Here is a 23804-nt window from a genome sequence, read left to right as displayed (position 1 = left end):
CGAAATATTCAAGGAGAAATTGATGGTTTTCATGTTCTAAAATAAAAGCAATGGAAAAAACCGATTTTTCTGGAAGTCAGTATTCCTACAGGGTCGAGAGCGTTGAGAGCGCGTGCTCCCGGACGATCGTCTCATAATGCTCCTCATAGTATGCCTCAAATGCATTCGGGGCAGCGGCAGTCTTTAATGGTTCGCTGTACTCGGACAGGAGATTGCACAGGCGGTTGAATGCGTCGGTGCTGTCGGCTGTCTGGCGGACAACAAGGTAGTAACGACCATCGGACGGGTGTTTATAAAGCGTGTTCGGTGTTTCGCAGACTGGAGCTGCGATGCGCGCTGCCCGGCAGACCTCGTCGAGGGAGCCGAAAGTAAAAATACGCGCTGCCGGCAGTTTGGAACCTGGCTCTGCATTTTCAGTGGAAGGCGCGTCCGAACCGGTCAGCGGGCTTGCGGCGGTATTTTTGCCATTGTCAGTAAATAGGCTTAAAAGCCCGTCCGCGCCCTCTAAAAGCTCGTTGGCAAGCGCTGTCAGAGGCTCGTCCTCGTTTCCCGGGGAAAAGCGTGAAAAGCGGGTGTCCAGCTCTTCCGGGTCCTCGATCTTGGTAATGATCAGCATGATGCTCTCACTGGAGAGCGGAATTGCTTCCACCATCAGAGGAATATCGTCCGCCTCGAAGCCGACTTCATTCGATGCCTTCTGGATCATTTCATGGAACAGTTTTTTCGCCTTTTCCGTGCCATAGGCGAGTTCGCCCAGATTTAAGTTGCGGGCGCTCAGATCGCTGCTTGTCAGGGTGCAGCGGATCTGGTTTTCGTTGATGCGTTCTATTTTCATGGATTTTCACTTCCTTGTCTTTTGGGTGGTTAAGATACCGAATGCTTCGTGCTTCGCACTTCCGCAATTTTGCAAGACATTCGTAAGCCGCTCATTTTTCTGCGGAAAAAGGCTGCTTACTCATGTTTTGGACTTTGGAACCTTGGTATTCATCATACTATATAATATAATCACTTGGCAATTTGAATATGAAAAAAAAGCATAAAATCTTTCTAAAAACGGTTGCGGGAACCGAGGGGATCGTATACAATGAATCTTGAGAGGTGGTATAGACCGAAAGGAGGCGCGGTACGGAAGCAGCCGTTCTATTTGGAAAATACCAGCTGGAACGTGTGATCGGACGCGGTCGGAGCGGAACTGTTTTTTTAGCCAGGCATCTGGGGCTTGATGAAGAGAGAGCGATTAAGCGTGTCAGGCGGACAGAGAGCGGTTTCATTCAGGAAGCAGCGCTTTTGAAGCGGCTGCGCCATCCGGGAATCCCGATCATCTACGATCTGGAAATTGACGAAAATTATTATTATCTCATCGAGGAATATCTGTGCGGTGAGTCGTTGTATGCCCGAATTGAGAGAACGGGCAGTCTGCAAACGGGAGAGCTTATCCGTCTGGGAATTGAGCTTTGCCGGATCATGAATTATCTGCATTCATTCAAACCAAATCCAATCTTATATTTAGATCTCCACCCCGGGAATCTTCTAATCTGCCGGGAACAATTAAAATTGATTGATTTTGATCAGGCGGCATTGGCGTCTTTGAGCCAGGAACGATCTGTTTGCTATGGAACAAAAGGCTTTGCAGCCCCCGAACAGTACGAGGGAGGGACTCTGGATGAGAGGACCGACATCTATGCCATTGGCGCCCTCCTGTACTATATGGGGACAGGGCATGCCCCAGAGGGGGAGATAAAAGCAGGACAGGGAAGCTGTCGGGGAGATCTGTACATTCTTATGGGGCGATGTCTCAGAATAGAGAAAAAAGAGCGCTGCCAGAGTGTCCGTGAAGTGTTAGAGGCATTGGAAAAACTGGAGGCGCGCATATTTGCAGAACGTCATATACCACTTCTCAGGATTGCCGCAGCAGGCAGCCGGAGCGGAATCGGGGTTACACATACCGCACTTGGCGCGGTCCGATATCTGCGGCAGAAAGGAGTTTCCTGCCTTTACAGGGAGCAGAATGACACGGGGGCAGTCCGCAGGCTGGCATCCTGGTATGGGCTGGCGCCGGATGAACATGGAATTTATTACATGGACGGTCTGGCGTTGAAACCTAGATACAGCGATGTGGTGCAGCTGGAACAGCCGGTGTTTGAAGTGATTTTAGATGACTGCGGAACCGAGCTCCAGACGGTTCTGGAGGGGGAGTATGATTTGATTCTTTTCGTCTGTGGATTGCAGCCGTGGGAGAAAGAAGATTCTCTGCGGGCGATCCGGTTTCTGGGAGCAGAAGAGGGACTCCAGATTTTATTAAATCACAGAAAATGCGGGCGGGATTATCTTCCGGAGGAGGTCCGGCATCTTAGGTATCTGCGGCTTCCGTTTTTAACCCCGCCGTTCGATGCAGGCGGAAGGCGGGGGCAGGAAAATGAGGCAGCGGAGGAGACAGAATTTTTTGAAAGGATTTTCCGGGAGGCAGCTCTCAAAAAAGGACGGGGGACCAGACAGGCAGCAAAAGAAGGGGGACTCTGGCGGAACATCCGGCGAAGGTGGGAGCGCTTTATGGGTGGATTCCCGTGGCAGTGGAAATAGGAGGAAATACAGATTAGAATCGGAAAACGGGGCGAAGGCTCAAAAGTGGGGCGAAAATTCAGGCAAAAACCAGTGCCAGACACAAAGCAGGCCGGGACAGAACGCCTGGAATGTATCGGGATAGCCGGGAGCGGACCATCGGTTGGGGTGACACACTTTTCGCTTATGACGGCAGCATATCTGTCCGGGGTTCTGTGCCGGCGAACGGCGGTTCTGGAACAAAATGAGAGCGGCTCATTTGCACAGCTTGAAAAGATATTCCGGACGGGAAAAAGAAGGGAAAAACCGGTTATAGACGGGGCAGGACAGCCGTTTGAAATTAGGGGAATTTTTTTCTATCAAAAGGCTGAACGTGCAGAATGGTACGATTGTTCGGAAAGGGGGATGGAGGCGATGGTGATCGACTTCGGAGCCTTGACACAGAAGAATCAGGATGCCTTTTTTCGATGCAGCCGCTGTTTTCTGGTCGGTTCGGTCAGCGGATGGCAGCTGGCAGATTTTGCGGCATTGGCAGCAGAAAAGCAAAAATGGAAAAAATGGTGTGAGTATTTCGTCTCATTTGGAGAAGAGGAAGCTGTAAAAATGGCAGAGCAATATCTGGATATCCGGATCCGGCGAATCCCACTGCAGAAGAACGCATTGATGGTTACGGGAGAGTCCATGACTTTTTTTGGAAAATTCCTACGATAAGCGAGGCAGACCTGGGGTTATAAATTACCGATTATCTCCGAAAGGTCAAAAGTTAAAAGGGGCTGTTTTCGCGGAATGGAGAAGGTGTGGAATGGTAGTGAGAAAAAGTAAAAAAGAAGAGGCAGAGAGGAGGCGTAGGGAACAGCAGAGAATATTTGTCGAGGGATTACAGCGATATAAAAGCAAAGGAATCCAGATTTTAATTGATGGGAGGGAGTGCAGGCCAGAAGAATACAGGAAGCTGTGTGAGTTCCGGGAGGACGGCTCGTTTTATATGGCTGATTACGTCGGAGCGGAGACAGGAGTGCTGACAGAGATACATTTTGACCGGGTTTACAACCGGTGATAAGAGAGGTGCCGTTTTGTCCGTATCTGGACAGTCCGCCGGATTTTTCTTTCGGAGAAAATGGTGAGAACTGTTTAGATGGTGCTATTACAGTTACTGGACACGTATGCGTAAACAGTAACCTATTACAGGGAAAATGAAAGAGGAGTTAAGAAAAAAGTCAACATTCCATGGAGCTGGTGTGATATAATAAGGGCACTTAGCGAGGTATTTTCGAGCTTAGTGCTTATGGTATTACCTTAACATACACCGGAGGAAAACATGGAAAGAGGAAGATCAAGGAAAGCACGTTCGGGCTGTCTGGGACGGATTTTCGGGTTTGTGCTGTTTTTAATCGTGGCAGCCGTTGGCGTGATTGCAGCGGTCAAATATATGCCAAGCCGGGAGAGGGCGGATCTGGATGCTCTGTACGCGGCGGGCGGCAGCGACCGGGTGGCGCTGTATCTGAACTATGAACGTCAGGAGGAGAGCGGGGTCTACGTGGACGGTCAGACATATCTGCCGGCTGCGTGGGTAGATGCGAACTTAAATGAACGTTTTTACTGGGATGCCAATGAGGAAATACTGGTGTACGCCCTGCCGGAGGAGATCGTGAAAAGCGACGAGACGACAGTGGATGAGGACGGAAAAAAGATCCTTTACCGGGATGGCGATGCAGTTTATCTTTCACTGGCTCTGATTCAGCAATACACCGATGTGCGTCTGCAGGCGTATGATGGTGAGGCACAGAAGCGGGTTTTCGTGGAAAATAACTGGGATCCGGTTACGGTGGCAGATGCGGCGTGGAGCGCCAAGATCCGCTTAAGAGGCGGCTTGAAAAGCCCGATTGTGACTGAGATAAAGCGCGGCGGGACAGTGACGGTGCTGGAACAGTATGACAACTGGGCGAGAGTCATGACACCGGACGGTCATATTGGATATATGCACAAGTGGAAGATGAAAAATCTGCATGAGGAGACGTTAAAGAGTGATTTTACTGCTCCGGTCTACCAGAATATTTCACTGGATCAGAAGATTGTGATGGTCTGGCATCAGGTAACGATCGCGGCGGCAAACCAGGCGATGGATTCTCTGATTGCAAAGACGAAAGGTGTCAATGTCATCGCGCCGACGTGGTTTACGCTTAGCAGCAACAGCGGCGCGTATGAATCTCTGGCAGATAAGTCCTATGTGGATCGGGCGCATGAAAAAGGTCTGCAGGTCTGGGCGGTACTCGACAATTTCAGCCGCGAATGCAGCAAGAACGTGCAGGCGGAGGTGCTTCTTTCCAGGACGTCTGTGCGCGAAAAACTGATTGAAAATATGATGACAGAGGCGGATCGTTATGGATTTGACGGTATCAATCTGGATTTTGAGAGTTTGAAGACGGCGGCGGGCGTCCATTACATTGAGTTTATCCGCGAGCTGTCGGTTTCCTGCCGCAAGAAAGGGCTGGTGCTGTCGGTCGATAACTATGTTCCGGCGGTATATAACCGTTTCTATAACCAGAAAGAGCAGGGCAACGTCGCAGATTATGTGATTATCATGGGTTATGATGAGCACTATGCAGGCGGTGAAGCCGGTTCTGTTTCTTCGATCGGATATGTCGAAAACGGCATTAAAGATATGCTTTTCCTGGTTCCGAAGGAAAAGGTAATCAACGCAGTTCCGTTCTACACAAGGCTCTGGACGGGAAGCGGCGACAATGCGTCCTCCCGTGCGATGGGAATCTCCGAGGCGACAAAATGGGTGTCGGAGAGCGGCATGGATCTGACCTGGGATGATTCGGCTGGTCAGTATTACGGCAGGCTGGACAGCCAGAACGGCGAACAGCAGCTCTGGATGGAGGAGACAAGGTCTCTGGGACTCAAGATGGATTTAATCAAGAAATACGACCTGGCAGGCGTAGCCGGATGGCGGCTGGGGCTGGAAACCAGCGACGTCTGGGATGTGATTGGCTGGGAGTAGAGACAATTTAATTAAGATTCAATGATTCAAAGTAGGGTGGAAGTCTCATGCGGGAGCGTGGGGCTTCTGCTTTTTTATGTAATAGGAAATTCCTTGGAATCCCCTATTACACAAAAAGGCACTAACGTGCCAATGATGCGCACTCGCGCGAAGATGTAGTTTGTCGCAAGCGACCGCGCTCGGCGCGAGAATGTGCCAAGGCACATTCTTCTTTATAAAAAAGAGCGTCTTGGACAAAAAACCTCCGGGCGGAAAGATTGATTCATCCGCCTGGAGGTTATTAAAACATCAAAAATATTGTTTTGTCTGGGAGAAATGTGATTATTCTGCCTCTTTTGCCTGATCGATCAGGTTGGTGTAGAAAGCAAGAAAACTGTCATCACCTTCAGCGATCATAGCTTCCGGATGGAACTGTAAGCTCATCACGTAGTCTTTATCTTCTCTGACGATTGCTTCGATGATTCCATCTGGAGCAGTAGCAACGACTTTCAGGTTGTCACCTAACTGATCGACTGCCTGATGATGCCAGGAGTTTACAGTGTAGGTGCCTTCTCCGCCAAATGCGGCAGCAACGATGTTATCTTTGTCTACGGTAATCTCATGTTTTGCGAATACCTTACGGTCCGGATCGCGATGTTCGATATCGGACGGATTCTGAGTCGGAAGATCCTGATATAAGGTACCGCCGCTTAATACGTTTAAGAACTGCATGCCACGGCAGGTGCAGAGCATCGGGATATCCTCATCGAGAGCTGCCTTGATTAAAAGAGAATCAGAAGTATCTCTGACTTCGTTTACAGTCTCTAATTTTTCGTTTGGCTCTTCGCCGTAGTAGCTCGGATCAATATCTTCGCCGCCGGTCATAACCAGAGCATCGATTTCTGCCAGAGCATTTTTCGCGTCATCCTCGGTTTTGATCTGAGGAAGATAAATTGCTTCGCCGCCAGCTTTGGTAACGGCATCTATATATAACTGTGCATCTTCGTCGATTTCGTCGGCATTCCATGAAACGCCGACTTTGACTTTCTCTTCTTCGTCATTCGCCGCTTCTTCGGCAGTCTCTGCTTCGCCTTCTGTCTCGGTTACTTCGGCTTCAGCCGCTGTTGTATCGGCTGCCGGTTCAGACTTTGTTCCACAAGCTGTTAAAGAAAAAGCCAGGGATAAAGAAAGAAGCACTGCACTGGTCATCATTTTAATTTTTCTCATTCGAATTTCCTCCCTAATACAAATTGTCCTCCCAAACATGGCTGGATTCTAACATAAAACAGTCATAAAAATACAAAAAGATACATAAAATTACATAATAAAATAAAATAATTTTTAATGCTACCTAAAATACATAATATAATTTTGTAGATATACGAAAAATGAGCGAAAATAAGGAGGCGTAAATGGAAGCGAAGAATTGAGTAGGGAGGAGTACGGGGAAAAGCCCTGATAACAGAAAGTTATACCTTCATTCCCTTTCTTAATTGGATTTTCCCCGCAGGCAGGCGTTACAATAAGGACGGAAAAAACAGACGGGCAGCCGGGTCAGGGCTGCGGGGCTGATAGAGATGGCGGAGTGCAGGAAAGACTCCGAGAGAATATGACAAACCAAATGGAGGAAATCAAAACATGGGGAAATCACTTACCAGAAAGATTATTGAGTCACATTTCGTATCGGGCGATATGACGCCGGGCAAAGAAATTTTTATCAAGGTGGATCAGACATTGACACACGATATCAATGCCGTTATGACTTATCTGGCATTCGAGGCGATCGGGCTGGACCGTGTCCGCACGGAGTGCAGCGTCAGCTACCTCGATCACAATTTATTATATGTAGATAATAAGACGCCGGACGACCACATTTATTTGCAGTCCGCAGCAAAGAAATTCGGCGTGTATGTGTCCAGACCGGGCAACGGCATCTGCCATACCGTTCATGTATCCCGTTTTGGTGTGCCAGGCAAGGTATCGATGGGCGGAGACAGTCACACACCGCATGGCGGCGCGATCGGTATGCTGTGTATCGGTGTCGGCGGCATGGATGTAGCAACGGCGATGACGGGTGTTCCGATGCGTCTGACGATGCCGAGAGTCGTCCGTGTCAACCTGACCGGTAAATTAAGACCGGGCTGCAACTCGAAGGAAGTTATCCTGGAAATGCTTCGCCGCGTGACCATCAAGGGCGGTCTGGGAAATGTATATGAGTACGTGGGACCGGCAGTTGCCGAGATGGAGATTCCGGCACGTGCGACTATCGCAAACATGGGTGCGGAAATGGGCGCGACCACTTCCATTTTCCCGGCAGATGCACAGGTAAAGAGATTTCTGGCTGCACAGGGACGTCCGGAAGCATACACAGAGCTTCTTCCGGATGAGGACGCCGAGTACGACGAGACGATCGATATCAATTTAAGCGAGTTAGAGCCGTTGATCGCATGTCCGCACCAGCCGGACAATGTTATGCCGCTGCATCAGGCGGAAAAGAAGAGAGTACAGCAGGTATTTATCGGAAGCTGTACCAATGCAAGCTATGCCGATATTGCAAAAGCAGCACTTGTATTTAAGGGACATCATGTGAATGAGGATGTAAGCTGTACCTGTGCGGTTTCTTCCAAGCAGGTGTACCGTCAGCTGATGCGCGATGGATATGTGGAGATGCTTCTGGATGCAGGTGTCCGTCTTTTGGAGATTGCCTGTGGTCCGTGCTGCGCAATCGGTCAGACTCCGGCGACCGACGGTGTGGCAGTCCGCACCTCCAACCGTAATTTCAAGGGACGTGCCGGAAATCCGACCGCGAAGATTTACCTTGTCAGCCCGGAGAGTGCTGCGGCAACTGCGATTGTGGGAACTTTCGCAACGGCAGAAGATATTATGGGTGAAAATGTGAAGATTCTGGATACCATCCATGAGCCGGATCAGTACGATATTGATGATTCGATGATTCTGCCGCCACTGTCACCGGAAGAGGCTGCCAAGGTGGAGATTGTCCGCGGACCGAATATCAAGTTTCTTCCGGTTCCGGAGCCGCCGCAGGAGACACTGGATGCTCCTATCAGCTTAAAAGCCCGTGATAATGTATCCACCGATGATATTACACCGGCAAGTGCTGAGTTCAGCAGCATGCGTTCCAATATTCCGCTGATGTCCCAGTATTGCTATCACCGCTATGATCCGGAATTTGCAGCCCGTGCGAAAGAAATGGGACAGAGCATCATCATCGGCGGTGAAAACTATGGACAGGGTTCCTCCCGTGAGCATGCGGCTATTAATCCCATGTATCTGGGTGTAAAAGCGGTCATTGCCAAGAGTATTGCCCGTATCCATAAGGGAAACCTGGTAAATCATGGCGTAATTCCAATGTTGTTTGAGGATGGAGCTGATTATGACCGCCTGGAGCAGACAGATGAGCTTCATATCGATAACCTGCGGGAGCAGATTGCAGCACACCGTGTGCAGATTACTGATAAGACAAAAGGATTTTCCTTCTGGGTTAAATTAGAACTGACAGATAAGGAAATCGAAGTTGTCTTAAATGGCGGACAGCTGAGAACACTGAAAAAACAGCTGGAAGCAGAGAAAGAAGCGTAGTCATTTATTAATTATGCCTCCATTATATTTTTATATACAATAACTACTTATTCACCAACTTATTTATTTTGGGAAAAGGCGCCTGTGCGGATGTGCAGGCGCTTTTTCGTGCGACTTGACGGAAGAAAGACATTTGTAGTAATCTTGTGGTAGAATAAGAGTGAAGATTGTGAAAGAAATTGAGAAAAAGACATTGTTTGGAGCGCTTTTTGCGGTGATAGTCAAGGCGTTAAGTGTCCTTACGGAGAATATCGAGGTATTCGGTATAAGAATATATCTTCGCCTTTCCAGATTTGTCTGTTTGCTTCAAGATTCCATCATTGACCAAAATGGAGACTACCTTTGACACAGTATTATAGGACATGTCAAGAGCTGTAGAGGTTTTCTGAATATCAATAATAGGATTTGATTCCAAATAGGCAAACACTTTAAGAACGCTGGTACGCTGTCTCTTTGTGAGAGCATCAAATAATTTTGTGCTTTTATCGTGTAATGCAGTAAGATAATCAATTGTATGAATCGCATCTTCTGCGGAATCTGCAAAAGCCTGAAGGAAAAAAGAAATCCATTGCTCATAATCACCAGTACGTCGCACCTGAGTCATACGGTCATAGTACTCAATACGGTTCATCTTGAGGTAATAAGAAATATAGAGTGCGGGAGTAGACAGAATGCCTTTTTTCATTAGGAAGAGCGTAATGAGAAGTCGTCCAACACGTCCATTACCATCAAGGAAAGGGTGAGTGGTTTCAAATTGATAGTGGATTAATGCGGCTTGAATCAAAGGGTCAAGAGTATCATCACTATTGATATATTTTTCAAGGTCGGACATGGCTGTTAGCATATCTTCAGGATTTGGCGGAATATATCGAGCGTTTTTGAGAGTACTTCCCTGACCGCCAATCCAGTTTTGTGAATACCGGAATTCGCCAGGATTCTTTTCCTGTCCTCGCGCGCTTTCCAAAAGAACTGCATGAGTTTCTTTAATTAGACGATTGCACAGAGGTAGTGTTTTCAGCCGCTCAAGCGCAAACTCAGTCGCACGGATATAGTTAACAACATCGGAAACATCTCGATTGGTGTTGTCTTCAATCAGAGGATTCAAGATATCCTCAAGGGTGCACTGTGTACCTTCAATCTGTGAGGAAAGAAGGGCTTCTTTACGGACATACATGGAAACAAAAAGTCCCATGTTTGGTATACGGGAGGAAAGCCCTTCAAGTGTTGCTATTTTCTTGTTTGCATCAATAAGTTTCGTGAGAAGTTCACCAGATACCTCAATAGGAGGATTTGGTGGAAGCGGAGCTGGTCGAAAGGATTCATACGCCATTTCGCCTGACAGATTACTCACGAGTGTTCCTGCTCGGTTTGTCATAATTGTTTTTTCCTCCGAAAAATGGAAATTGAAATTTTTGAGGCTATTTTAGCATAGAAATTTCAAGAAATCAACTTATTGTGAAAATAAAGAACAGAAGAAATTTCAGAAAAACGGCTTTTTGTGAAATTACTCAAGCAAAATTACCTTGGAAATTTCAAGTTTAGAATTTTATATTTTGATTTTGCCTTGACCCGGACGGATTGCCGCTGGAGCTGCACGAATAATTATGGGAGAGAAAAGAGCATATAAAGTCAGAAAGCCCGGTGGAGACCGGAAGAAGCTGAAGCAGGAGCAGGAAGGTCTGAAAGTTGGGATACGGCTTATGGTGGAAGTGTATAGTTTATGACGGAAATAAAATGAACTCCTGGAGTGCAAAAAAAGCCCTCGCTGTGTGTGATACACAGTGGGGGCGTTGGTCAGATTCTTTGCATGGTATTTCATTCTTTAAGAAACGCTGCATGGTAAAGAAAAAGTGATTCAAAGTTAATGGGGGCAGAACCCATTAACACCAAGAATGAGGCAGCTAAGCCATATTTTATACAAATCCTCGCCTTCGGTAAGCTTTAACCCCGTAATTTCAATGATTTTTTGGATTCTGTAATTCATAGTGTTCCTGTGAATGTGAAGATGATTTGCTGCAGTTATTACATTGCGGAAGAAGAGGTAGGTTTGTAATGTATCTAAATAATCGGTTCCGAATTCTTGATCATAGGCCTGTAATCTGAGTATTTCTGGAAGGCAGAAATAGTTCGGCTGACTATATTTTTTCAAAGTGGAAACCAGGTAAGGCATATTGTATTCCTGAAATCGATAGATATTCTGCCTTGGATTCTGTTTCATTCCAATTCGTAGAATCTCTAAGGATTGTTCTACAGATGCACTAAATTCAATGATATTTGAAAAATGGTGACTGCAACCAGCGGCCAGATGATAAGTTTGAAAGAAGTTATCCAAGTTATTGGCAACTGATTCCAGATCTTCGGTTTCAAGAAGCAGATATAAGATATTGCCGATACAGACTGCTTTATAGGTTGGATAAATCATACCAAGATGATTTTTGTAAGCAGTGATGGAACGTTCTTGATTGTCCGATTGGTACGCATCCCGGAAGCCAATAGCCATGGTATAGAAGTGTTCTCCCGGAATCCAGCCAAATCCTTTTGCCCGTAAATTAAATTCTTCCTGATTGCGGATGCGTCCAGAAATAAGTTCAAATAGAAGATTTTCACGATAACTGAGTGCAAAGCCTATTTTATTTCGCTCTAATTCTAACGATAGGACGTTTGCCAAAATATCTAGTATTTGACAATCGCCGTCTTCAAAGGGACGTTTCTGTGGAATCACTACGATCCAACCAAAATATCGGTGCTCAATAACAATTTTTACAATCAGACGTTCTTTTTTCTTCTGGTAATTAGAATGTTCAATAAAGGCATGTTCGGTTTGTTCGATATTGGGGAGAAGTGTTTTATAGTCATATTTTTCGAATAGATCGGAGGTTACAAAATTGTGTTTGATGATGCATTGAATTAGTTCGTCATCAACTTTCTTTAGTTCGTTCAGATCAGACCAGTGAAGAACACGGGTGGATGTATCCGATAAAAATAAGGGGTTTTCGAGAAGTTCTGCACCTGTAGATAGGATGGTATTCACATCTTTACGGTTTATCAGGCATTGGCTGAGTTTGTAATGAGCTTCTTCGATTCGTCGCTCTACTTTTAGTATATGCTGCAGCTGGAATGTAAGCTCAGTTTGAATGGTAGGTTCAGCCAGCATAACATAGTTTTCGATCCAATCAGGGATTTCTGTGTCATCTGTGCCGTTCGGCAAAATGATCCAAAGTATATTTTGGTTGTCTTTGGGGATTTGAAGGCAATCATCAGAATGAATAATATATGCGGTAGCTTCTGTAAATGTTTCTCTTACAGGGAGGTTGTTTTGAACGTGAAAAATTGGGGAATCCGGGTAGCGGATGCTTTCTTTTTTTAAAGCGTGATAAGCAGAAAGCTTTTGCATGAATGATAGGAATGATAGCATAAGGGACTCCTTTCTACTTGTGCATTCTGCACAAGATGTTTTTTGATATTGTATCAGATATACGAAGTAATCAGTTTATATTTTTTTTATAATCTGTTCATCAAAATAATTATTCTTAATCCTCATTTTATTACATTATTTTGATTTTGGCTACGGATATTTATATTCAACATTGATTGAAAAATCAGGAAGGAGTTGGAAGTATGGAAGAATTCTATTTGGTTAATGGTAAAATTCTGGATGTAAGAACAGGAAAATTTATCAAGGCAGATTTAAAAATTACTGGTAAGCAAATTGCATCAGTTCAGGAAAAGGCGCCGACTGAAGCAAAGAAGGTGGACTGCAGTGGAAAATATCTGATTCCAGGTATTATGGACGCTCATGTGCATCTTGTATGGGAAGGAACAGCCAAGGACCCCATGTATGAGACTGTACGGGATGGAAACTATTTAAATTTTGCCAAAGGTGTTTCTTCGGCGGAAAAATCCTTAAAGAACGGGGTAACGACTGTACGCGATTTGGGCTGTAATGATGATTGCTCGATTCCTCTGGCAAGAGCTGTGAATATTGGACTGATTAAAGGAAGTCATATTGTTCCGGCGGGAAGTGCAATTCAAGGTTCCTATGGACATTGTCCGATGATTGGCTATATTGCGAATACAAAGGAGCAGTTGATTGATAAAATTAAACGTTTGAAAGGTTATAATATCGAGATGAGCATTCCACCACTTCATTGGATTAAGATCATGGCGAGTGGAGGCGCAGCTGGATTGGAAGATGTAGGTCCATGTATGTATTCACCGGATGAGTTGAAGGCGATTACATATGAAGCACACCGTCTAAATATGAGGTCGCAGCACATGCGCTTTCACGAGATGCTATTTCAAAATGTATTGATGCCGGAATTGATACAATTGAGCACGGAGGTGCATTAGATGAAGAACTTCTTCATAAGATGAAAGAAAATGGGCAGGTGTGGGTTCCGACTCTGCAGGTATATAAAGAACTGGCTCGAGGAAAAGGAATGATCGCAGATGTTATCGTAGAGAAGGCATCAGCTGTTGAGGAAAATCAAAAAAAGGCTTTTTCAGCAGCCATGAAAATCGGTACGAAGATTGTTGCGGGAAGTGATGCAGGTTCTCCGAATTTCGGCCCGCACCCATCCATATTTAAAGAATTAGTTGCAATGCAGGAAAATGGAATGTCAGCTGCTCAGGTGATTCGCTGTGCAACTTTGGCTGCAGCGGAGGAACTAGGGGTGAAAGACAGAGGTGTTTTAGAAGAAGGAAAAATTGCAGACATTGTAGTTCTGGATGCCAATCCATTGGTAGATTTACATGCGTTTACAGAACATTTATCGGCGGTATATAAAGAAGGTCTTTTAGTATAGAATATGGAAAATGATATTGACATTAAAGGAGGATACATTATGCATGAATTAATTGCTCAGCCTAAAATGCTTCTGGTTGTTATTGTTTATTTACTTGCTCTGGTTGGAACGGGAGCTTATTTCGCAAAGAAAGCAGCTGTAAAAAAAGAAGGAAAAGAAGATTTTTTCTTAGCAGGAAGAGGCCTTGGAAAGATTGTAGCAGTTGGTACGATTTTGGCTACATATACAGGTGGTGGTACAGTAACCGGTGGTGGAAATAGCCTAGCTTTTAATTATGGATTGTGGAGTGGTTTGTTTTTTACGATTTGTCCGGTTATCAGTATGAGTGTTTTATGTTATCTGACCCCTAAAATCCGGGAAAGCAACTGCTACACGGTATCACAGCTTCTTGAAACGAAATATGGTTCTAAAGCTAGAACAATATCAGCGGTTATCATAGCACTTGCGATGGTTTCTATCGTTTCTTATCAGTATCGAGGTCTTGGATTTATTTTAAACGCTACAACTGGTATTCCAACTACTTATTGTACAATAATCTGTTGTGCACTTGTTATTGTACTAGCCCTTTCTGGTGGATTGAAGACAGTTGCTACGACAGATGCAATGTCCGCATTTTTGATGGTAGGTGGCCTTGCAATTGGCTTGCCTGTTTTAATTAGTACAGTAGGTGGCTGGGATTGGGTTATTTCTTCTGCACAGGCCAACGATCCGGAAAGCCTTACGTTCTTCGGCGGTCAGACGCTTCTTAAATGGGTTGGCGGATATCTTCCGCTGATTCTTCTGACTTGTTCCGATCAGAACTATTATCAGAGAATTGTTGCAGCGAAGGATGTAAAAACAGCTCGTGTTGGTCTGATGGGCACTATGCTTGCTTGTTTTGTTATTATGCCGGTTGTTGCATGCTATGCATTCATTTCACGTCAGTATTTTGGAACCAGTATTGCAGCAGGACAGGCATTGATCGGTGCGGCAACACTTCTTCCTACGATTGTGGGCGGCATCGTACTTTCCGCAGCAGCAGCATTTACCATTACAACAGGTGATTCATATCTGTTATCTGCAGCAGCTAACTTCTGCATCGATTTATATAGTAAAATCAATCCGAATGCAACAGAGAAAGAAGAGCTTAAAGTCAGCCGTGCGTTCATTTTGATTGCAGGTGTTGTCGCTTATATTATTCTGACTTTCTTCCCATCGATTCTTGCAATTCAGTATTGGTCCTATACTATTTATGGAGCAGGAATTACACCGGCAGTTGTTGGAGCACTTGTATGGAAAAAAGCTACAAAAGCGGGAGGCATTTCATCTATGATTATTGGATGTGGATTAAGTATTATCTGGGAGGCAACCGGTTCTCCATTTGGATTACAGACAATTTTTGTTGCATTCCCGATTGCTTTGATTACATTAGTTGCGGTATCCTTAGCTACACAGCCAAAAAGTGAATGAAGTTAATGGGGTCAGACCCCATTAAGCGTTCAAGATTTCTTGGGAGAAATACTTCAAAGACAACATCAAGGTATAAGAAAAGCAGGTGAGGGGATCTTAAATGGTTTGCTCACCTGCTTCCTTTTTTGCGGATGCAATGACCGAATCCGGCAAATCCATCTTTTGAACGGATGGACAATTTAGGACCATATACCTTGCATCATGGGTTCGGATATGTTACATTTATCATATCAAGCATATATTTTTCTTTGTAAACATTTCAAGTATATCTTACATTCCAATCTAATTATGAATCTGAGAAAATCTTATGCATATCCAATTAAGTAACAATTGAAAAGCAGGAGATTTTCGATGGATTTTGCTCTGACTGTGAGGTGACGGGAGTGTTACAAAGCAGAAGAAATTCTCCTGACAGAAAGGAGAATTTATGAAAAAAGGAACTTACGCAAGAGCAAGGCGGGATCACAAGGACACGTTATTTCGGATGATATTCAGTACGAGGGAAAGTCTGCGGAGTTTGTACAATGCAGTGAACCATTCGAATTATGCAGATCCGGCGGAACTGGAGCGCGTGGCGGTTCATCTGCGCGAGGGAAAGACGCTGACGGAGTCGCGAAAGCTGGCAGCGGCGGAAGTCGGGCAGTAGGAATTAAACTGGGTGCGAAAAAATAAAAAGTTTATCAGCGAAAGCGTAGAAATGAAAATGAGCACCCTGGAAATGAAAGACTCAAAAATCGGCATGTGACTCAAACTTAAAATTTGAATGACTCATTTATGAGCGCATAAAAGCTCATAAATGAGTCATTTTTTGCACTCTGAAAAGAAATGAGACAAGAACGGGTCATTTCTGGAAGATCATCAAAAAAATAAATAAAAATTTTAAGTCGACAAAAACCTTGTATTTACAAGGAGAATCTCGATTTTTTTGGAAAATAAAAAATAAAAATATTAAATAAAATCGAAAAACGTAAAAGTTGGCACGGAACTTGCTGTATATATGAGTATCAAGCAAAAGTATCAAGCAAAAAGAAAAATATATTACATGGAGGGAACACATTATGAAAGTTGGCGTATTGAAAGACATCAAAGTAGGCGAGTACCGTGTCATCGCAACCCCGGCAGAGGTAAGCATGCTGGTAGGTGACGGCAATGAGGTTTACGTTCAGAAGGGCGCGGGCGAAGGTTCTGGATTCTCGGATGAGGCATATGTGAAAGAGGGCGCGAAGCTGGTTGATACAAAGGAAGAAATTTATGCAACCTGCGATTTCGTCGCAAAGGTAAAAGAGTTTGAACCGTGCGAGTACAAACTGCTCCGTGAAAACCAGATCGTATTTACCTGCATCCATCCAGCAGCACATCCGGAAGAGGTACAGGCACTTCTCGACAGCAAGTGTATTGCATTTACCGCAGAAGATTCCCACCGTTACGGTTCACCGAACTGTGAGGCAGCTGGTAAGGCGGGTGCACTCTTTGGCCTGGAATCCCTGCTTTCCATCAACGGCGGCAAGGGCAAATTCGTCAACGGTCTCGGCGGTGCTCCGGGCGTTAAGGCGCTGGTCATTGGAGGCGGCGTGGTAGGACGCGCAGCAATCTCTGTTCTTCATGCGCTGGGCGCGTGGGTAACGGTTATGGATATTAATATCGGAACCCTGCGCGATATCGGAAAACAGTTCAATGAGGAAGTCAACACCCAGATTTCCAACCGTTATAATCTGAAAAAGATTTTACCAGAGATAGATGTCGTATATAATTGTGTTAGATGGCCGAAGGATGCCAAAGAATACATGATCGACCGCGAGATGGTCCGCTCGATGGAGAAAGGTTCCGTTATCGTAGATATTAGCAACGATTATGGTGCAATCGAGACATTCCATGAGACCACCCATGAAAATCCGCGCTACATCGAAGAAGGTGTCGTACATTATTGCGTAAGCAACATTCCGGGTGCAATTTCCCAGTCTACCTCGATCGCATACGCAGCATCCGTACTGCCGCACTTCAGAAGCATCATCAACAATGGTGTGGCGCAGGCGTGTGCAAAGGATGGTTTCCTGCGCCGCAGCTTAACTGCCTACAAGGGATACTTAACCCATGAGGAGACAAGTGCTATCCAGGGCAGACCGTGGGTTCGTCCGGAAGACATCTTAGAGATCGCAGATCAGAAACTGGATCTGGCTCCGTCGGCAACCAAGAGCCATTCGGATAACTTTATCAAATTAGAGAAGTGATTTTTCAGATAAAGGATACCGGCAGAACGCTTTTCGTGAAACGTATGGGGATACGGATGAAAAGCGCTCTGCCATTTGAGGGGAGAATAGAAGCGCTTCCGGATGGGAAATAGCTGGAGGCGCATTTGATACAGAAGAATAGGAGGGGTATCTGTGAGTGTTACAGACATTTTAGTGGACTTTGCGATCGCATCGTTTTTTATCGCGGTTGGTCAGCTTTTACGTGCAAAAGTGCCGTTGGTACAGAAATTTTTCATTCCGCCAAGCATGATTGCCGGATTTATCGCGCTGGCACTCGGGGCGCAGGGACTGGGAATCCTGCCGTTTTCTGAAAATATTGGTTCTTATGCAAGTGTTCTGATTATCCTGATTTTCGCAGGTGTCGGAATTAATGGATTTTCTTTCAATAAGAAAGATTTTAAAGCGGAAATTGACCGGATTGGTTCTTATTTTTCCTATAAAGTGCTGGCACAGGCGATTCAGTTCTCACTGGCACCGTTGTTTAGTATTTTAGTAATTTCGAAATTATTCCCGAACATTAACTATGGCTTCGGTCTGCTGCTGGCAGCTGGTTTCTCCGGCGGACACGGAACGGCAGCGGCTGTTGGTACCGCGTTTGAGAGACTGGGTGATCTGGATGCAATGGATATCGCGATGACCTGTGCAACTGTTGGTATTTTATCGGGTATCTTTGGCGGTCTGTTCTTCATCAAGCTGGGAACGAAAAAGGGCTGGACCAAATATATGAAAGGCTTCAATCAGATCTCCGATGATCTGCGCTGTGGTCTGGTGCCCAAAAATGAGCGCAAGTCGATGGGCGAGGAAACTATTTCATCCAACGTCCTGGATCCGCTGGCATGGCATCTGGCAGTGATGCTGATCGCATCCGGTATCGGTGTGGGACTCAGTAAGGGAATCTATGCAGCGATCGGTCTGGATCTGCCGAATTACCTGATGGCATTTTTGACCGCGATCGTGATGTTCCTCGTTTTCCGAAAAGTCGGCGTCGGTGATTATATTGATGAAAATGTAGTGGGACGTATCTCCGGTACTGCGACGGATTATCTGGTGTTTTTCGGAATCGCTTCCATCAAACTGGCAGTTATCGTTAAATATGCAGCTCCGCTGGCACTTCTTCTGCTCTGCGGTATTGTAATCGTAGTGGCAACTCTGATGTTCTTTGGTCCGGCGATGAACCGCGGCAGCTGGTTTGAGCGCGCGATCTTCGTATTTGGCTATTCAACGGGCGTTTTTGCGATCGGCTTCATCCTTCTTCGAATCGTTGATCCGGAAAACCGCTCCAAGACGCTGAACGATACTGCATTTGCAGCGCCGTTTACAACTCCGGCAGAGATGTTTGCGTGGTCGATGGGACCGATGATGCTCTTAAATGGCAGCCATTGGAAGTTTATCGGCATCTATTTGGTAATCATGGCAGCATGCATCATCGCAAATATCGTATTTAAATGGTGGTGGCTGAAACTTCCGCTGGATCGCCCAGGTGTGGAGGAGATCGGATAAACTTGTCTTTGCCTGTTTCCTCTGATACACTTGGAACAGGTGTAAACATAACACCGTTGTCAGGCCGGATGAACGCAGATTCAAGTCGAACGTCCGTGAGACTTAGCGCGTGATTCCGGTCAGCGGTGTTTCAGACAGGGGAGAAATGCATGGAGTTTTTAAGACAGTTATTTCATGGAAAAGGATATATTGACGGAATCACGATCATCAACCTGGATGGCGAGATTCTGTTTTCAGCAAAGTTAAATAGTAAATTTTCAAACCGGAAAGAGAGAGAAGCTTACCAGGCGCTGGTGGGACAAAATTTTTTCGATGTATTTGAAAACCTGAACGCTAAGAACAGCAGCATGATCCGGGCGATGGAGGTCGGACTGCCGGTTTACGTGGAAAACCAGCTACTTCAGACCAAGGGGCAGGAGGGCATCCATATCAGCTCTCTTTCGATTCCGATCAAGAGCGGGCGCGCCGTGGTGGGCGCGATCGATCTGTCGATGGAGGAGATGACAGACGGCGAGGAAGAGCCGGAGAGTGTGGAACTGACTTCGGAACAGATCCCGGTCGGCGGCGCTGGAAAGCTGAAAAAACACAGCGGCGCATCTTTTACGATGGAAGATATCATCGCAGTGGATGAAAAAATGAAAAATGCCAGAGACTATATACCGGTGGTGGCGGCGTGCGATCTGCCGGTTATGATCTATGGGGAAACGGGAACCGGAAAAGAGGTGTTTGCACAGTCGATCCACAATGCCAGTGAACGGAGGGATAAACCGTTTATCGCGCAGAACTGTGCGGCGCTGCCGGATACCTTGCTCGAAAGTATCTTATTTGGAACGTCCAAGGGCGCGTTTACCGGGGCAATGGAAAATAAGGGACTCTTTGAGCTGGCGGACGGCGGAACACTGTTTCTCGACGAGATCAATTCGATGCCTCTGTTTTTGCAGTCAAAGCTTCTGCGGGTTCTGCAGGACGGCAGTTTCCGCAGCCTGGGCGGCAGTGAGACGAAACGCACGAATGTGAAGATCATTGCGGCGACCAATGTGGAACCGCTTGAGGCGATCGAGAAAGGACAGCTTCGGCGCGATATTTATTATCGTCTGAGCATGATGTCGATCCGGATTCCGCCGCTGCGGGAACGGAAGGCGGATATTGGACATTTTGTCAAGTTTTATGTAAACAAACACAATGGCACGTTCCACAAGCAGGTTCAGTATGTGTCAAAGGATCTGCTAAAAAAACTGGAAGAATATGACTGGCCAGGCAATGTCCGGGAGCTGGAACACGTGATCGTTTACGGCATGAGCATGGTGGATGAGACGAGCGCCCTGCTCCAGTATAAAGACATCAAGGGAAAGCTTCTGCTGGAAAAGCAGGCGGACAGGAAAAAGGCGCCGGAAAGCCTGGAAGAAGTTCCAAAACTCTGCTCGTCGCTTCGTGAGGCGGTGGCTGCCTATGAGGAAAAACTGATTTGGCAGGCGTTGGAGGCGGCGCACGGAAATATATCTGAGGCAGCGCGGATTCTGGATGTGCCGAGGCAGACGCTGCAGAGAAAGGCGAGCCAGCTGCGGGGCGAAAAGGCGAAGGAAAAACAGGAAAAAGAAATCTGAGCGATGGAGGATAGATACGGAAAATTGAGGACGATGCGGGAAGCGGAATCAGCCCGGAAAGGATGGAACGCTCAGACAGAATAACAGGAGGAAATGCAGAAATGGAGAAATACATTGGAAAATATTCTGTAAAAGATTTTTTATATCTGATTCTGGGCGCATTTATCTACAGTATCGGCACGCACAGCTTTATTGAGACGGCGAATATTGCGCCGGGCGGTGCGGTCGGCGTGGCACTGATGTTAAACCATGTGACGAACCTGCCGGTCGGACGGCTGACACTGATGGTCAATGTGCCGCTTTTAATATTGGCGTGGTTTCATTTGAGCCGTGCCTTTGCGCTGCGGACGGCGTTTGCGTGCGGAATCTGTTCGGTGGTGCTTGACTACGTGATCGCCCCGGTCTTTCCGGTTTATATGGGCGACCAGCTTATGGGAAGTCTCTACGGCGGCATTCTGGTCGGCGTTGGCATGGCGTTCATCTTTCTGTCCGGTTCGACGACGGGCGGCAGCGATGTGGTCGGCTACCTGCTCCAGAAGAAATATCCGCATGTCTCGATCGGGCGCGCCTGATGATGATCGATGGAATCATCCTCTCCACCTCGATCTTCGTCTTTGGAAATGTCGATGCGGCACTGTTCGGACTGATTTCCCTGTACGCGCAGACGAAGGTCATCGACATGATCATCTACGGAAATGATGCCGGAAGCGAGGCGTCGATCGTGACGAAATACCCGCAGAAAATCGCAGAACGTGTCATTAAGGAAATTGACCGTACGGTAACGCTGCTTCCGGGCAAGGGCGGCTACAGCGGCGAGGACACGACGGTGGTTTTATGTACCGTCCGCAAAACGGAGTTCAATCGTTTAAAACGCATTATTGCGGAGACGGATGAGAATGCGTTTGTGATTGTGAAGGAAACCTCGGGCATTTTTGGACTTGGGTTTAAGGATGTAGCGGAGGCGCAGCAGTAGGAGCCGGGATTAGAATTAGAAAATAGCGGGATATGCCGCGAACAAGGCGAATATAGATATCATAAGAATGCATCAGGAGCGGTGCACTTGAACGAATGGTTTGAAACACACCCGTTTCTAAAACAAATGCGAAGGCGGCTGTCAGTGGAATTGGCAGTCTGCCTTCTTTTATTTTGCGGCGTCTTTCTGGCGGCACGGTATGCGGGGCTGGCATCAGCGGGGGCGGACGCTGTGCTTGGAAAGGAAAAGCCGGTTGTTTTCTTGGACGCCGGACATGGGGATTTTGATCCGGGAAAGGTGAGTGTGGACGGAAGCCTGGAAAAGGACATCAATCTGGCAATCGCGAAGCGCCTTAGATGGTATCTGGAGCAGTCGGATGTGGAGGTCGTGATGAGCCGGGAGGATGACCGGGGACTTTACGATACGTCAGCCGGAAGCCGGAAAATGTCCGACATGAAAAACCGCTGCGCCCGCGTCGAGGAATCCGGCGCGGATCTGGTCGTCAGCATCCATCAGAACAGCTACCACCAGGAGGACGTATCCGGCGCTCAGGTATTTTATTACCGGAAGTCGGAGAAGGGAAAACGGCTGGCGGAGATATTGCAGAAGCGCTTTGACTATGCGCTGGGAGACCAGAACCGCAGAAAAGCCAAACCGAATGACAGCTATTACCTCCTGCTCCACGTCAAATGCCCGATTGTCATCGTCGAGTGCGGATTTTTGTCTAACTGGAAAGAGGCGGCATTGCTGAAAACAGAAGAATATCAGGACCGCGTGGCGTATACGCTGCATATGGGGATTATGGAGTATCTGAATGGGCGCTGAAACCTTGAACTGGCGAGGAATCTTGTGTATACTAGGAGTACTTAGCGAGGTATTTTCGAGCTTAGTACGAGTCATGCCGCGCATACTAGGAGTACTTAGCGAGGTGTTTTCGAGCTTAGTACGGAAGATAGATTTATTCATTGTGAGATAGTAGAAAGAAGAGTCAATATGCAAAACGAAACGAAAAAAGAACTTCACACCCAGATGTGGAAGATAGAAAATCCAAAGGACTTTACGGCGCATGACCGGGAGGTGCTTGAGAAGGCGGCAAAGATCATCCGCGCGGGCGGTCTGGTGGCATTTCCGACGGAAACTGTGTACGGCCTGGGCGCGAATGCGCTGGACGAGGCAGCAGCGAAGAAGATTTATGCGGCGAAGGGACGCCCGTCTGACAACCCGCTGATCGCGCATGTGTCCTGTCTGGAGGAGATCGCGCCGCTGGTATCGAATATGCCGGAAAATGGCAAAAAGCTTGCAAAGGCATACTGGCCGGGACCGATGACGATGGTATTTCCTAAGAGCGCGATCGTGCCGTATGGAACGACCGGCGGGCTTGACACGGTGGCAATCCGGATGCCGTCTGATCCGATCGCGGCAGAGTTAATCCGTCTGTCCGGCGTGCCGATCGCGGCTCCGAGTGCGAATACATCGGGACGCCCAAGCCCGACGCGCGCGGATCACGTGCTTCAGGATATGGACGGAAAGATCGATGCGATCATCGACGGCGGTCCGGTTGGAATTGGTCTGGAATCGACGATCGTGGATGTTACGGAGGAAATGCCGATGGTTTTAAGACCGGGTGCGATCACCGTGGAGATGCTGCGTGAAACGGTCGGGGAAGTCGGCATTGATCCGGCGATTTTAGGACCGGTCAGCGCGGATGTGCGCCCGAAAGCACCGGGAATGAAATACCGCCATTATGCACCGAAAGCCGATCTGACACTGGTCGAGGGCGAGACGGAGGCAGTTGTGGAGACGATCAACCGCCTGGCAGGCGAAAAGCTGGCAGAAGGGCGCAAGGTTGGAATTATCTGCACGGACGAGACGAAAGATCGTTACCCGGCGGGAATGCTGGAAAGCATCGGTGCGCGGGCGCGTCAGGAGACTGTTGCACACAACCTGTATGCAGTTCTGCGCGATTTCGACGATCGCGGCGCGGAATATATCTTTTCGGAAGGATTTTCGGAAGACAATTTAGGACGGGCGATTATGAACCGGCTCAATAAGGCGGCTGGCTATCATATTTTGAAGGTGTGA

The 23804-nt window shown here is 46.9% G+C and carries 18 protein-coding genes and 1 pseudogene; 15 read left to right on the top strand and 4 right to left on the bottom strand.

The genetic code is table 11. The features are described 5' to 3' along the window. Positions 1-85 precede the first annotated feature (85 nt). Positions 86-835: an adaptor protein MecA gene (locus tag DWX91_RS07910; RefSeq protein WP_107001812.1), complete on the bottom strand. Its 750-nt coding sequence runs from the start codon at positions 833-835 to the stop codon at positions 86-88. Positions 836-1158: 323 nt separating this feature from the next. On the opposite strand from DWX91_RS07910, the gene DWX91_RS07905 reads away from it, so the two are divergent. The 4 genes from DWX91_RS07905 to DWX91_RS07890 all read left to right on the top strand — a co-directional run bounded on the left by DWX91_RS07905 (position 1159) and on the right by DWX91_RS07890 (position 5563). Continuing rightward, complete coding sequence (locus tag DWX91_RS07905) at positions 1159-2580, top strand: serine/threonine protein kinase (protein ID WP_118472514.1); 1422 nt, start codon at positions 1159-1161, stop codon at positions 2578-2580. 72 nt (positions 2581-2652) lie between these two features. Continuing rightward, on the top strand, positions 2653-3270 hold the full coding sequence (locus DWX91_RS07900) for a hypothetical protein (RefSeq protein ID WP_118482014.1): 618 nt from the start codon (positions 2653-2655) through the stop codon (positions 3268-3270). A gap of 91 nt (positions 3271-3361) precedes the next feature. Continuing rightward, positions 3362-3616 (top strand): hypothetical protein, encoded by a 255-nt coding sequence (locus tag DWX91_RS07895; RefSeq protein WP_022358865.1) that lies wholly within the window; start codon positions 3362-3364, stop codon positions 3614-3616. Between the two features lie 261 nt (positions 3617-3877). Beyond that, positions 3878-5563, top strand: a complete 1686-nt coding sequence (locus DWX91_RS07890; protein ID WP_118472515.1) for a glycosyl hydrolase family 18 protein — start codon at positions 3878-3880, stop codon at positions 5561-5563. Positions 5564-5884: 321 nt separating this feature from the next. Here DWX91_RS07890 and DWX91_RS07885 read toward each other — a convergent pair whose 3' ends face one another. After that, on the bottom strand, positions 5885-6769 hold the full coding sequence (locus tag DWX91_RS07885; RefSeq protein ID WP_182431307.1) for a gamma-glutamyl-gamma-aminobutyrate hydrolase family protein: 885 nt from the start codon (positions 6767-6769) through the stop codon (positions 5885-5887). 411 nt (positions 6770-7180) lie between these two features. Here DWX91_RS07885 and DWX91_RS07880 point away from each other — a divergent pair, with 411 nt between their 5' ends. Beyond that, positions 7181-9142, top strand: coding sequence for an aconitate hydratase (locus DWX91_RS07880; RefSeq protein WP_118472517.1), 1962 nt, complete (start codon positions 7181-7183; stop codon positions 9140-9142). A 229-nt stretch (positions 9143-9371) separates the two neighbouring features. On the opposite strand, the gene DWX91_RS07875 is transcribed toward DWX91_RS07880, so the two are convergent. Both DWX91_RS07875 and DWX91_RS07870 read right to left on the bottom strand, forming a co-directional pair. Next, the gene (locus DWX91_RS07875; RefSeq protein WP_118472518.1) at positions 9372-10517 is read right to left on the bottom strand and encodes a Fic family protein; all 1146 of its coding nucleotides are present in this window, start codon (positions 10515-10517) and stop codon (positions 9372-9374) included. Positions 10518-11003: 486 nt separating this feature from the next. Continuing rightward, positions 11004-12557: a PucR family transcriptional regulator gene (locus tag DWX91_RS07870; RefSeq protein WP_118472519.1), complete on the bottom strand. Its 1554-nt coding sequence runs from the start codon at positions 12555-12557 to the stop codon at positions 11004-11006. 203 nt (positions 12558-12760) lie between these two features. Here DWX91_RS07870 and DWX91_RS17340 point away from each other — a divergent pair. The 10 genes and pseudogenes from DWX91_RS17340 (at position 12761) to DWX91_RS07820 (ending at position 23804) form a co-directional block, all read left to right on the top strand. Further along, positions 12761-13947: pseudogene (locus DWX91_RS17340) on the top strand (amidohydrolase family protein). Positions 13948-13986: 39 nt separating this feature from the next. Beyond that, the gene (locus tag DWX91_RS07855; RefSeq protein WP_182427998.1) at positions 13987-15396 is read left to right on the top strand and encodes a sodium:solute symporter family protein; all 1410 of its coding nucleotides are present in this window, start codon (positions 13987-13989) and stop codon (positions 15394-15396) included. A gap of 427 nt (positions 15397-15823) precedes the next feature. Then, a complete protein-coding gene (locus DWX91_RS07850) occupies positions 15824-16042 on the top strand; it encodes a hypothetical protein (RefSeq protein ID WP_118472521.1) in 219 nt (72 codons plus the stop codon). Between the two features lie 412 nt (positions 16043-16454). Continuing rightward, positions 16455-17624: an alanine dehydrogenase gene (locus tag DWX91_RS07845; RefSeq protein WP_118472522.1), complete on the top strand. Its 1170-nt coding sequence runs from the start codon at positions 16455-16457 to the stop codon at positions 17622-17624. Positions 17625-17777: 153 nt separating this feature from the next. Then, positions 17778-19145: a sodium/glutamate symporter gene (locus tag DWX91_RS07840; RefSeq protein ID WP_022358860.1), complete on the top strand. Its 1368-nt coding sequence runs from the start codon at positions 17778-17780 to the stop codon at positions 19143-19145. Positions 19146-19294: 149 nt separating this feature from the next. After that, on the top strand, positions 19295-20749 hold the full coding sequence (locus DWX91_RS07835; RefSeq protein WP_107001825.1) for a sigma-54 interaction domain-containing protein: 1455 nt from the start codon (positions 19295-19297) through the stop codon (positions 20747-20749). A 101-nt stretch (positions 20750-20850) separates the two neighbouring features. Then, complete coding sequence (locus DWX91_RS07830; protein ID WP_284525736.1) at positions 20851-21321, top strand: YitT family protein; 471 nt, start codon at positions 20851-20853, stop codon at positions 21319-21321. Then, on the top strand, positions 21321-21722 hold the full coding sequence (locus DWX91_RS17335; protein WP_284525737.1) for a YitT family protein: 402 nt from the start codon (positions 21321-21323) through the stop codon (positions 21720-21722). The genes DWX91_RS07830 and DWX91_RS17335 overlap by 1 nt, the downstream gene beginning before the upstream one ends. Before the next feature lie 87 nt (positions 21723-21809). Then, entirely contained in the window at positions 21810-22547 is a 738-nt protein-coding gene (locus DWX91_RS07825; protein WP_333549118.1) for an N-acetylmuramoyl-L-alanine amidase, read from the top strand. A gap of 204 nt (positions 22548-22751) precedes the next feature. Next, positions 22752-23804: an L-threonylcarbamoyladenylate synthase gene (locus tag DWX91_RS07820; RefSeq protein ID WP_242995804.1), complete on the top strand. Its 1053-nt coding sequence runs from the start codon at positions 22752-22754 to the stop codon at positions 23802-23804.

The organism is Clostridium sp. AF22-10, assembly GCF_003478725.1.
In the GTDB taxonomy this organism is placed as follows: domain Bacteria; phylum Bacillota; class Clostridia; order Lachnospirales; family Lachnospiraceae; genus Otoolea; species Otoolea fessa.
This window is presented reverse-complemented; position numbering and strand designations above follow the sequence as displayed.